The following is an 11,911-nucleotide window of genomic DNA, read 5'->3' as shown; positions in this document are numbered from 1 at the left end:
TCGGTCATGCAGCGGTTCGTCACACTGTTCGTCGTTACCCTCGTCATCGCGCTGGGCGCGCCGGCCGGCGCGGCCCGGGCGCAGCAGCGGCCACCCAACAGCATTCCGCTCGCCTTCGGCATGAGCGCCGACCAGGCCAGCCAGTCGCTCGGCGTTCCCCTGAACTATGTCCGCGGCACGCCGGGCAATGAATTGTTCGTCGCGCTGCCCAATGTCAGGGGCAGCGTGCTGTCGCGGCGCAGCGACGGGCTCTATCTGCAATTCGGCAAGGGACGCCTGATCGCCTGGAAGGGTGATTGGGGGACCATTCCGCAATGAAGGCCTTGGCCATGACCGCTATCAGAGCATTGATCGCCTGCGCTGCCATCGCGCTCGGCACCGCCGCTGCCTCGGCCCAGAACCTGTCTCATGACTTGGCGCCGCAACGGCCGCTGCGTTACGGCAGCACCGGCGGTGCATATTTCGACGGCAGGAACGACGATCGCGATTTCCGCAGCAACGGCTCCTTTCCGGGCAGCTTCGCCGCCGATCCCTTCAGCGCGGGCTTCGGCGCAGCGGGTCTGTTCGGCTCGACGCCGTACCACTCCGCGCGGCCCTATCCGTCGCAGGTGATCTTCGGCGCGCCATGTCAGGATTGCCGTCTGCATCGCCCGCGGCGGCACCGCGATCGGGCTGATTGAGGGTTTAGCTCTTGCTCAGAAGGTCGTCGATGATGCGCAGCTTCATCCAGCCGGCCTTGTCGATGATCTCTCGGCGCAACGCGTCCTTTTCCATTTCATATTGCTCGTGCGGGACGTGGTGGCCGCCGCTCGTGGCTATTCCGAATTCCTGGAGCAGGGCGTTGTGCCGCGCCTCCCACGCGATCACATGCTCGGTCATGAGCTGCGTCACCGCCGGAAGGAAGCCGGGATGGCCAGCCAGCCCGCATGTTTCCGTGGTCTGCGGATCCTCCGCCAGCATGATCACGTTCCACTCGTCGTAGCCGATCAGATCCAGCTTCGCGTAGAGAAACGCGCCGTGCGACCCGTCCCAGATCTTGTGGTCGATGACCAGAAACGGCAACGCACGGCAGTGGCCGTGGCGCGCCGTCATGTCACGGTTGAAACTCTCGGTGCGCTCCTGCAGCCGTTGGTTGGCCGCAGCAAACACGGCGAGGCGATTGTCCGCCGTCGGCACGATGCTGGCTGTGTCGTCGGGCACGAACCCCGCATCGCGCAGCATCGGCCCGATCCGCGGATCTTCCCACTGCCTCCTGTGAAAGGCGGGTGCCGCGCCGTCGGCACCCGGTGCCGGACGCAAGGGCTCCCTAGGGTCGCCCGCGGTCGCCTGCTTCTTTCCAAAAACCACCCTGCGCTCGAACATCGTGCCGTTCCTGCCAAGCTGGGGGAAAAGCATGGCAAGCAATGCCCAGATTTGTCTTAACCCGGTCAGGGCAGGCGGCTGCGATCGAACAACAGGGTGACGCGGCCGTTAACGCCAGCGCGAAAATTCGATCAGTCCGCCGGCGGCGGCCTAACTGGCGGCGACGCTTGTCGATTTCGCCGGCGCTGGGGTGACGCGGGAGAACCGCACCACGATGCGGGTGCCCTTTTGGCTGGGGTCGCGCTCGACGCTGGCGTCGAGCTTGACGGCCATCGCCGCGACGATGCGCTGGCCCATGCCGGTGCCGCGTGGATCGGCCTTGTCGGAGAAGCCCACGCCTTCATCGCTGATCGCAAGCTGCAATTCGTCCGCCCGTGGCTTCAACTCGACATGGATCGGGCCGGCGCTGTCGGGATAGGCGTATTTCACGGCGTTCATCACCAGCTCGTTGACGATGATGCCGATCGCGACCGCACGGTCCGGATCGATCTCGACGGGGTCGGCCTTCAGCGTCAGCCGCGACATCTTGTTGCCTTCGGCCGATCGCCTGAGATCCTCGAGCAGCGCCTCGAGATACTGGTTGAGCATCACCGTCTTGAAGTCGTGCGAGGTGTAGAGGCGGCGATGCACCTGCGCGACGGCGGCGACACGGCCCATCGCATTGGTGAGCGCCGCCTTGACGTCCTGCTGGGTCGAAGAATTGGCCTGCAGGTGCAGCAGCGAGGCAATGATCTGCAGCGAATTGCCGACACGATGGTTGACCTCGCGCAACAGAACCTCGCGCTCGGCGGCGAGCGCGGCGTAGCGGTCGCGTGAAGCGTGCACCTCGGCCTCGGCCTCGTCGCGCGCCTTCTGGATCGCGGCGCGCCGGATCGCGCCGTTCACCGCGACCTGGAGCAGGGGGATGAATTCGCCCCTGACGTCCTTGACCAGATAGTCCGCCGCGCCGGCCTTCAGCGCGGTGACGGCGATCGCCGAATCCTGCGAGGCGGTGACGAACACCACCGGCGGCGCGTCCGCGATCTTGAGGATCTGCTCCAGCGTCTCAAGCCCGTCGAGGCCGGGCATGTACTGGTCGAGCGCGACGACGTCGATGCCGCCCTGGGCGAGCCGGTCGAGACCGTCCTGGCCGCTTGCGGCGTGCACGACCTTGTAGCCCGCGCGCGTCAGCCCGCGTTCGACCAGGCGCGCCAGCGCCGCGTCGTCGTCGATATAGAGCAGTGTCGGCGTTGCGCTGGTCATATTGAAGCTGGCGGCACCTGAATCACGGAAAAGAACAGGCCAAGCTGGCGAATGGCGTTGGCAAAGCTTTCGTAGTTCACCGGCTTGGTGATGTAGACGTTGCAGCCGAGTTCGTAGCAACGCTTGATCTCCTGGGAGTCGTCGGTGGTGGTCAGCACGACCACCGGCGTCGCCTTGAGATGCTTGTTCTCCTTGACCCGCTTCAGAATGTCGATGCCGGTCATGTCAGGCAGATTGAGATCAAGCAGGATGAGCAGGGCCTGGTTCTTGCGCTCGACCGCGCTGCCATCCTTGCCGAACAGGTAGTTGACGGCCTCTGTACCGTTGGTGAACGGGACGATCTCATTGTTGACACCTGAGCGCCGGATATTCCGCTCAATCAGGCGGGCATGGCCCTCGTCGTCCTCGATCATGATGATGGTGACTGGATCGCTCATGATTCCCTATCCCGGTTCTTGCCTGAGTTCTTGCCTGACCATTTGATGGGCAGCGTGATGGTGAACGTGCTGCCGTTGTGAAGTTCCGATGCTACCGACATGGTGCCGCCCAGTCTGCGCACAAGTGCGCGGACATGGGCAAGCCCGATGCCCTGACCGGGCTTGTCCTGGGTTCCGGCCCGGCGGAACAGATCGAAGATGCGCTGGTGGTCCTTCGGATCGATGCCGCGGCCGTTGTCCGTCACTTCGAAGATCGCAAAGCCCAGCTTGGTGCGGCCCTCGATCGCGATCTCCCCGGGGACGCCGTCCTTGAGGTATTTGAGTGCATTGTCGATCAGGTTGGAGAATATCTGCTCCAGCGCGAGGCGGTCGCTGACGATATTCGGCAAAGCGCCGATCTCGACGGTCGCATTGGCCTCGGCGGCCTGATGCGCGACCGTCTTGACGATGCTGTCGATCAGCTCGCGGAGATCGATCCGCACCGGCTTGAACTCGCGGCGGCCCTCGCGGGTGAGATTGAGGATGGCGCTGATCAGGCGGTCCATCTTGGCGATCGACGATTTGATGAAGCCGAGCGATTCGTTGAAATCGTCGGATAGCTGCTTGTCGGAGCCTTCGAGCTCCGGCTCGGCCACGTCGGTCGCATCTTCCATCGCCGGCGCCAGCAATGCGGTGCGGTTGAGCGTGGCGATGCGTCTGAAGATGTCGCCGCGCAATTCCTCCAGTTCGCTGGTGAAGCCCATGATGTTGACCAGCGGCGAGCGCAGGTCGTGGCTGACGATATAGGCGAAGCGCTGGATTTCCTCGTTGGCCTCGCGCAGGTCGGCGGTGCGCTCGTCGACGATGGTTTCGAGATTGACGTAGTTGTCGCGCAGCCTGGCCTCGGCGTCGTCGCGCGCCCGCGAGGATTGCCGCAGCAGCACGAGAGAGAGGGCGGCGAGCGCCAGCACCATGCAGGAGCCGGCGATGGTGACGGAGGAGGCGAGCACCTGCGTCCGGTCCGCGGTCGCGGTGCGCGCCGCCAGCAGGCGATCCTCCTCGGCGCGCATGTCGCGGCCGATCCGGGCGATCGCCTCGACCGCATCGGTCGATGTGCCCTTGCGCAGGATGTCGACGCTGGTGGCGACGTCGTTGTTCTTGACACGCTCGACGCCGAGGGCGAATTCGGCGAGTCGCTGCTCGACGGCGGCCTTCAGCTTCGCGGCATTGGCGACCTGCGTCGGATTGTCGACGGTCATCATCTGGAGATGACCGAGCGCGGCCGGGAGTCCTGCCGCCGCGGCCTGATATTCGGACAGGTATTGTGGTGCGGATGTCAGCAGATAGGCCCTGGTCGCGCTCTCGGCGCGCCTGATGTCAAGCAGCAGGTTGGCGACCTGGCTCTCGACCTCGACCGTATGGACCACCAGGGCGTTGTCCTCGCGTGCCTTGTTGACCAGCAGGACGGACGCCACGCTGATTGCGACCAGCACGAAAAATCCCGCCGAAAGCAGCAGGATCTGTAACGTGGACCGGCGTCGTGAAACTTGTGTCACGACGGTCTCTTCGCAGGAGTGGGATTCAATGCGTCCCCGTGGAAAGCCAATAACCCTTCAGTACGTTAGTACGTTTGAGCAGGGCGCTGGGTTCCACCGGGTTCCAAACTATTTCGGGGCGTCGGATGGCTGGCCGGCGAGATACTGCTCCAGCCAGTGGATGTGGTAGTCGCCCTCGATGATGTCGGGCTCGCGCACCAGCGCGCGGAAAAGCGGCAACGTCGTCTCGATGCCGTCGACCACCATCTCGTCCAGCGCCCGGCGCAGCCGCATCAGGCACTCGCCGCGGGTCTTGCCGTGCACGATCAGCTTGCCGACCAGCGAGTCGTAATAGGGCGGAATCACGTAGCCCTGATAGACGGCGGAATCGATCCGCACGCCGAGGCCCCCCGGCGCATGGAATTGCGTGATCCGTCCGGGCGAGGGGCGGAAGGTCTGCGGGTTCTCCGCGTTGATGCGGCACTCGATGGCGTGGCCGATGATCGCGATGTCGCTCTGCTTGGCCGGAAGCTCGCCGCCGGCCGCAATCCGGATCTGCTCGAGCACCAGATCGATATCCGTGATGCTTTCGGTGACGGGATGCTCGACCTGGATGCGCGTGTTCATTTCGATGAAATAGAACTCGCCGTCCTCGTAGAGGAATTCGATGGTGCCGACGCCGAGATACTTCATGTCCCGCATCGCCTTGGCGCAAGTCTCGCCGATCCTGGTGCGGGCCGCGGCCGCGAGCACTGGCGAGGGGCCTTCCTCCCAGACCTTCTGGTGACGGCGCTGCAGCGAGCAGTCGCGCTCGCCGAGATGGATGGCGCCGCCGCGGCCGTCGCCGAGAATCTGGATCTCGATGTGGCGCGGCTTCTGCAGGTATTTCTCCAGATAGACCGACGCGTCGCCGAATGCCGACTTGGCTTCGTTGGCCGCAGTCGTGAGCGCCAGCGCGAGGTCAGCCTCGGTGTGGGCGACCTTCATGCCGCGGCCGCCGCCGCCGGCCGCCGCCTTCACCAGCACCGGGAAGCCGATTTCCCTGGCGATCGTCATGGCGTCGTCGTCCGCCGTCACCGCGCCGTCCGAGCCGGGCACCACGGGAATGCCGAGGCGCTTGGCGGTCTTCTTGGCCTCGATCTTGTCGCCCATCAGGCGGATGTGCTCGGCCTTCGGTCCGATGAAGCCCAGATTGTGATCGGCGAGGATCTCGGCGAAGCGCGCATTCTCGGACAGGAAGCCGTAGCCGGGATGCACGGCGTCGGCGCCGGTGATCTCGCAGGCGGCCAGCAGCGCCGGGATGTTGAGATAGGAATCCTTCGACGGCGGCGGGCCGATGCAGACGCTCTCGTCGGCGAGCCGCACATGCATGGCGTCGGCGTCGGCGGTGGAATGCACCGCGACGGTGGCGATGCCGAGCTCCTTGCACGCCCGGAGCACGCGAAGCGCGATCTCGCCGCGATTGGCTATGAGGATCTTGTCGAACATCGCAGCGCCTGACGTTGACGGAAGCTATTCAATGATGACGAGCGGCTCGCCGAATTCGACCGGCTGGCCGTCCTCGATGAGGATCTGCGTCACGGTGCCCGCGCGCGGCGACGGGATCTGGTTCATCGTCTTCATCGCCTCGATGATCAGAAGCGTCTGGCCAGCCGCGACCTTGCTGCCGACTTCAATGAACGGCTTGGCGCCGGGCTCCGGCGCCCAATAGGCGGTGCCGACCATCGGCGAGGGCACGACACCCGGGTGCTTCGCCATGTCGGTGGCGGCAGCGGCGGCAACCGGCACTGCCACCGGCGCGGCGACTGCATGTACGGCTGACGGCACGGAGGCGGCGATGCTGATGTTGCGTGCGACCCGGACACGCAGGCCGGCGCGCTCGATCTCGATCTCGGTGAGGTTGGTCTCGGCAAGCAGCAGCGCGAGCTCGCGGATGAGGACGCTGTCGTCGCTCCGGGCGTCGTTCTTGGACTTTACGGCTGATTTGTCGTCTGGCTGGCGCGCCATGTTGTTTGATCCGAAATCTCTATCTGGTGACGGGGAACGTCAGGATTGACGATTAAGTCTTTGCCTTCGCACCGATCCTGGTGGCGAGGCCGATGATCGCAAGCCGGTAGCCGTCGATGCCAAAGCCGCATAGCGACGCGAAGGCGGCTTTAGCAGTGAACGAATGGTCCCGGAAGCTCTCGCGGGCGTGGATGTTGCTGACATGGACCTCGACGGCGGGGATCTTGACCGCAACCAGCGCGTCATGCAGCGCGATCGAGGTATGGGAGTAGCCGCCGGCGTTGATGATGATGCCGACCGCCTTCTTGGCGTGGGCCTCATGGATGAAGTCGATCAGTTCGCCCTCGCGGTTGGACTGCCGGCAATCGGCGGTCAGCCCGAACTGCCGCGCGGTCTCCGCGCACAGCTTCTCGACGTCGGCGAGGGTGGCATGGCCGTACGTCTCCGGCTCGCGCGTCCCCAACAGGTTGAGGTTCGGGCCGTTCAGCACATAGATCGTTCCGGCAGCAGCCATTTCCAGGGGTTCCGGCGAAGGGGAAAGTGGGCCGGGTTATAGGTAACAACCGGCCGCAGGGGAAGTCTTTAGGTGAAATCGGAACCTGTTCAACAGCTTCCTCCGGCCTGTTAGATAGCTGGCGTAACCTGCGGAAATCGCTGATTAACCAAATCCGGAGGTGGCCGCCCCTCGGCTGTGCTCCCGCCAGCCATCCACCGGCGACTGCGAGCTGCAGCCGCATGCAAAACCCCGCCCCTGAGGGGGCGGGGTTGAGATCGAGGCGAGGGCCGTCAAGGCACCCTCGCGCCGAGGCCGAGGTCAGCCCTCGATGATGTAGACGATCTCGTGGGTCTCCGGCTGCACGATAATGTAGCGGCCGTGGACCAGGATGAACTCATAGCCGCGCCACTGCGGGTAGATCGTCACGACGCGCTCCGGCACCGGGTAGAAGTGCACGTCGGTCGGGACGCGGGTGCCGACCGCCACGTTGAAGTTCACGTTGGTGACCTCGGTGACGTGCTCCGACTTGATCGCGGTCGAAATCTGGGTGCGCTTCTCGGCCGGCGGCGCCGCGGTGGCCGACGTCGCCGCGTTGCCGGTCGTGGTCTGGGTACGGCTGGTGTCGTTGGTCTGGGCGCGATTGGTCTCGGCCGGGCTCTTGGTCTGAGCGTTCTGGTTGGTGGTGGCACCATTCTTGTCGCGGCTCTCGGCGGCGTTGTTCATCTTGCCGCTCTTGTCATGCTCCTCGGCCTTCATGTTGCCGCCCTTGTCGCGGCCTTCGGCCTTCATGTCCTTCGAACTCTCCTTGGCGCCCTTGGTCGCATCGTTCTCCGAGCTCATGCTCTTCGACTTCTGCGTGTTCTCCTGTGCACCCTTGGTGGCGGGGCCAGACTTTTCGGACTCGGCGCCCTTCATACCGGACTGGTCATCCTTCATGCCTGAAGACGACTCACCGGTCGTGGAGTGCTCGGAACCCTTCATGCCGCCCGTATCGCGCTGCATGGCGCCCGACGATGCGCCGCCGGACGGTGCAGAGTGCTGCACGGTCGCGCCGCTGCCGGCCCCGGTCTCCTTGTTGGCGCCGCCTGCGCCCTGTGCATTCGCGAAACCGGTGCCGGCGATCAGGGCCGCCGCAGCGACCGAAATCAGAAAGCGGTTCATCATCATATTCCTCCTCGTTATTCAGCATTGCCCGCGCCGACAACGGGAGAGGATGTGTGATGTTCCTGTTGATTTGCGGTTCCCCGCGGTTTGTTTCTTGTGTGAATGCGCGATGAACAATCTGCACTTCAACCGCAGGCCCAGTCGAACTCCATGCTCGCAAGATCGAGCTGGCCGTTGCCGCCGCCGAAATTGAAACCGCCGAAATGTTCCTCGATCTCGAGATAGGTCGCGCTGAATTTTGGTGTCCACTGGTTTGGAAACATCGTGCCGCCGAGATGGTTGCGGCCGTGCAACCGCTCGAGACCGCGTGCACTGCCTTGCTCGCCGTAAGGCGCGATGTAGTCACCGAGCTCGCCCTTGTGCAGCAGATGATCGCGCGGCGGCTTGCCGACGTTGGGATCGTCGTCGCGCGGCGCAAGGGCGATGCCGTAGGCGTGGTGTCCGGTCGCGGGGATGCCGCCGAACAGGCGATACCAGTATGTCTTCTCCAGAGCGTCGGTGCGGGTGCGGCCGACATTGACGTCGAACGCGGTGCGCGCCGCGCCCTTCACGAGCCAGCGCGGCGGCGAGTTGGCTTCCAGCAGCGGATTGCCGGCAAGCTCCGGCGGCCGGCAGAGCGGTCCGGCGAACTCGGTCTCGGTGAGCCAGATCGCCGCGAAATTGTGGTCGATGATGTCCTTCATCCGAAACTCCATCGGATGACGGTTCTGCCGATAGGCGAAGTAGGGCAGCAGATTGGGATCGGATGGACGCGCGATGGTCTCTGCAGCGAGATATTGCGCGACCGCGTCGATCTCGTCGGGTTCGTCATATTGCTGATCGGCGAACATGGCGAGCGCGACATGGGCGTCACCCTTGGCGCGGTATTGCGATGGGACACGCAGCGTGAAGCAGTGCTGCATCGGAAAGCCGTCATGGGGACTGAGCGGCCATTGCTCGGTGCGAATGCCCGGCGGCAGGCCGTAGCACCAGCCGTGATCGTGGTCGGTGCCACGCTGTGGCGCCGTCTTCAGCAGCGTGAGATCGTAGCCGAGGGTTGGCGAGGCCAGTGTTGGCGAGGCCAGTGGCATGGCGCGCGGCTTCCGTTGTTGGTGATGCCCCTTGGTTGCGCCCAGCGCGGAAGCGGTTCGGTGCCGCAAACAAAAAAATCCGGCTGCCTGGCAGCCGGATTTTTGAATGGATGAGCGCTGTCGAAGCGACGATCAGCAGGTCGCCTTGCCGCAGCGGGCAATGCCGATCTTCTCCTTGAGACCGTCGACGCCGACCGCGCCGATCACGACCTGCTTGCCGATCACGTAGCTCGGCGTGCCGTTCATGCCCATGGATTCGGCGAGGCGGAAGTTCTCCTCGATGGTCGCCTTCACCTCGGGGCTGGCCATGTCCTTCTCGAGCTTGGTCATGTCGAGACCGACCTCCTTGGCGACCGCCAGCGCACGCGCCTTGTCGGCGGCGCCGCGGCCGCCGAGGAGTTTCTGGTGAAACTCGAGATACTTCTTGCCGGTCGGATCCTGCATGCGCACGGCGACCGCGACCTGCGCGGCCTCGACCGAGCCCTGGCTCAGCACCGGGAATTCCTTCAGCACGACCTTCAGCTTCGGATCCGACTTCATCAGGTCGAGCATGTCGGACATCGCGCGCTTGCAGTAGCCGCAATTGTAATCGAAGAACTCGACGAAGGTGACGTCGCCGTCCTTGTTGCCGATCATGACGCCGCGCGGCGAGTTGAAGATCGTGTCGGCGTTCTTGGCGACACTCTGCTCATGCTTCTCGGCTTCGGCGGCGGCCTGCCGCTTGCTGAGCTCGTTCATCGCCTCTTCGAGCACCTCGGGATGCGCGATCAGGTAGTTGCGCACGATGGTCTCGATGTCGCCGCGCTGGGTGTCGTTGAAGCTCTGCGCGGACGCAGTCAGCGGCGCGGCGCAAATGCCGAGCGCGAGCAGGGCAGGGGCGAGAAAACGAAGCGCTGGCATGGCAAAATCCTTGTTCGAGGTGGCCCGAAATACGGCAGGGCCGCGGGCCGGTTTCGGTGATCGTTGTATGGAACTACGGTTTATTTCTAGTTGTTTTTCTGACCCGGCATCGGCTTGGCGCTCACAATGTCGTCAGCTTTGACCCAGCCGGGCGTGCCGATCGCAAACCGCGTCTTGGCGCGCGAGGCCAGTTCGCGGGCCGTCTTGTTGTCGCCACGGAGATAGGCGGCCTGCGCCGAGGCAAGGTCGGCCTGGGCATAGTCGCCCTTGCGGCCATACGCCATCGCGAGCTGGGTATAGCCTATCGGCGCCTCCGGCTCGCGCGCCACGGCGTTGCGCAGCATGTTGATCGCGTCGTCGGTGTAGCCCTTGTTGTCGGAGGCGACCAGCGCCTGGCCGAGCAGCATCTCGATCAATGGCGAATTGCCGGAGAGCTGCACCGCGCGGCGCAGCGGCGCGATGGCCTCCGCCGGCCGGCCGCCTTCGAGCAGCGCCTGGCCGCGCAATTCGTAGAAATAGGGATTGTTGGGCTGGACCTGGATCAAGCCGTCGATCTGCGCGATCGCCGAACGCAGGTCGCCGTGCAGATAGGTGGTGATCGCGCGGGCATAGCGCGCCGGCATGCTGGTGTTGGACAGCGGATAGCGGCGATAGACCGTGTCCTGCCGCTCCATGAAGCCCGAGATCTTGGCGCGCATCATGTCGTGACGCAGCTGCAGCGCCGGATCGTCCTTCTTGTCCCAATAGGGACTCGAGCGCGCCAGGTCCGCCAGCGCCGAGACACGATCGACCGGCATCGGGTGCGACTGCAGATAGGGGTCGGCGCCGCGCGCGGCGAACAGGCTCTCGTCGGTGAAGCGCTTGAACGTCTCGTACATGCCCTTGGCCGACTGGCCGGTCGCGTTCAGGAACTTGACGCCGGCGCGGTCGGCGTTTTCCTCCTGCTGGCGCTGGTAGGAGAGCAGCGTGCGCTGAATGACCGACTGCGGCGCCGAGATTGCGGCAGCTCCAGCGCTGGAGAGGCCGTTTCCAACGCCGCCACCCGCGGCGCCTGCGGCCAGCGCACCGACGCCGAGCAGCATCGCGATGATCATTTGGGTCTGCGCCTGCGCCAGCTGCTCGCGCATCTTGGCGAGGTGGCCGCCGGCCAGATGGCCCGTTTCATGCGCCAGCACGCCGATGATCTGGTTCGGGGTCTCCGACTGCAGCAGCGCGCCGTAGTTGACGAAGATGCGACGGCCGTCGGCGACGAAGGCGTTGAACGAGCCGTCGTTGATGATCACGATCTGGATGTTCTGCTTTTCCAGACCCGCGGCGCGCAGGATCGGCCTTGTGTATTCGCGCAGCAGCTGCTCGGACTCGGTGTCGCGCAGCACCGGCGGGCCCTTCTGCTGGGCGCGCGCAGGGACGACGGGGCCGACGGCGAGCGCAACCGCGGTGAGCAATGCGGTCAGCTTGGAGGTCTTGGTGCGATGCGTGAGGCGGAACAGCATGGGCGATCTATCGGCGATGGCTGGCCGCGCCGCGGCAAAGTCCGGTTCCCGACCCGACCGGATCAGGCGCGTGGCACAGTCTGTTGTTTTTGCAGTTCTTCTTCACGCGAACCGGGTATTCACTTGGCCTGAAAGCGTTATAAGGAGCCACCGAATGCGGCCAGTCTGGGGCGGCAGCCGGTATCGGAACCCGAATTCGGCAGCGGCCGTGCAATAGCAGAAATCC

Annotated in this window: 13 protein-coding genes; 2 read left to right on the top strand and 11 right to left on the bottom strand. The window is 64.7% G+C overall.

The window, feature by feature from the left end; translation table 11 throughout:
- Positions 1-6: 6 nt before the first annotated feature.
- Complete coding sequence (locus BraRD5C2_RS08815; RefSeq protein ID WP_223967896.1) at positions 7-318, top strand: hypothetical protein; 312 nt, start codon at positions 7-9, stop codon at positions 316-318.
- A gap of 11 nt (positions 319-329) precedes the next feature.
- Positions 330-680 carry a BA14K family protein gene (locus tag BraRD5C2_RS08810; protein ID WP_223967895.1) on the top strand — a complete coding sequence of 117 codons (351 nt, stop codon included), beginning with the start codon at positions 330-332 and terminating at the stop codon, positions 678-680.
- 4 nt (positions 681-684) lie between these two features.
- Here the strand turns inward: BraRD5C2_RS08810 and BraRD5C2_RS08805 are convergent, their stop codons facing one another.
- The 11 genes from BraRD5C2_RS08805 to BraRD5C2_RS08755 form a co-directional block, all read right to left on the bottom strand.
- Positions 685-1,362, bottom strand: a complete 678-nt coding sequence (locus BraRD5C2_RS08805) for a hypothetical protein (RefSeq protein WP_223967894.1) — start codon at positions 1,360-1,362, stop codon at positions 685-687.
- Between the two features lie 150 nt (positions 1,363-1,512).
- Positions 1,513-2,604: a sensor histidine kinase gene (locus tag BraRD5C2_RS08800; protein ID WP_223967893.1), complete on the bottom strand. Its 1,092-nt coding sequence runs from the start codon at positions 2,602-2,604 to the stop codon at positions 1,513-1,515.
- Entirely contained in the window at positions 2,601-3,041 is a 441-nt protein-coding gene (locus tag BraRD5C2_RS08795; protein ID WP_223967892.1) for a response regulator, read from the bottom strand. Before BraRD5C2_RS08795 ends, BraRD5C2_RS08800 begins: the two co-directional genes overlap by 4 nt.
- Complete coding sequence (locus BraRD5C2_RS08790) at positions 3,038-4,576, bottom strand: sensor histidine kinase (RefSeq protein WP_223967891.1); 1,539 nt, start codon at positions 4,574-4,576, stop codon at positions 3,038-3,040. The genes BraRD5C2_RS08795 and BraRD5C2_RS08790 overlap by 4 nt, the downstream gene beginning before the upstream one ends.
- 108 nt (positions 4,577-4,684) lie before the next feature.
- Positions 4,685-6,043, bottom strand: coding sequence for an acetyl-CoA carboxylase biotin carboxylase subunit (gene accC / locus BraRD5C2_RS08785; protein WP_223967890.1), 1,359 nt, complete (start codon positions 6,041-6,043; stop codon positions 4,685-4,687).
- A gap of 24 nt (positions 6,044-6,067) precedes the next feature.
- Complete coding sequence (gene accB, locus BraRD5C2_RS08780) at positions 6,068-6,562, bottom strand: acetyl-CoA carboxylase biotin carboxyl carrier protein (protein ID WP_223967889.1); 495 nt, start codon at positions 6,560-6,562, stop codon at positions 6,068-6,070.
- A gap of 52 nt (positions 6,563-6,614) precedes the next feature.
- The gene (gene aroQ / locus BraRD5C2_RS08775) at positions 6,615-7,076 is read right to left on the bottom strand and encodes a type II 3-dehydroquinate dehydratase (RefSeq protein ID WP_223967888.1); all 462 of its coding nucleotides are present in this window, start codon (positions 7,074-7,076) and stop codon (positions 6,615-6,617) included.
- A 300-nt stretch (positions 7,077-7,376) separates the two neighbouring features.
- Positions 7,377-8,219: a DUF1236 domain-containing protein gene (locus BraRD5C2_RS08770; RefSeq protein WP_308444395.1), complete on the bottom strand. Its 843-nt coding sequence runs from the start codon at positions 8,217-8,219 to the stop codon at positions 7,377-7,379.
- Positions 8,220-8,347: 128 nt separating this feature from the next.
- Positions 8,348-9,292: a hypothetical protein gene (locus BraRD5C2_RS08765; RefSeq protein WP_223967886.1), complete on the bottom strand. Its 945-nt coding sequence runs from the start codon at positions 9,290-9,292 to the stop codon at positions 8,348-8,350.
- Positions 9,293-9,424: 132 nt separating this feature from the next.
- The gene (locus BraRD5C2_RS08760) at positions 9,425-10,192 is read right to left on the bottom strand and encodes a DsbA family protein (RefSeq protein ID WP_223967885.1); all 768 of its coding nucleotides are present in this window, start codon (positions 10,190-10,192) and stop codon (positions 9,425-9,427) included.
- 86 nt (positions 10,193-10,278) lie between these two features.
- A complete protein-coding gene (locus tag BraRD5C2_RS08755) occupies positions 10,279-11,685 on the bottom strand; it encodes a M48 family metalloprotease (RefSeq protein ID WP_223967884.1) in 1,407 nt (468 codons plus the stop codon).
- Between the last annotated feature and the right edge of the window lie 226 nt (positions 11,686-11,911).

It is taken from the genome of Bradyrhizobium sp. RD5-C2, from assembly GCF_019972155.1.
In the GTDB taxonomy this organism is placed as follows: domain Bacteria; phylum Pseudomonadota; class Alphaproteobacteria; order Rhizobiales; family Xanthobacteraceae; genus Bradyrhizobium.
This window is presented reverse-complemented; position numbering and strand designations above follow the sequence as displayed.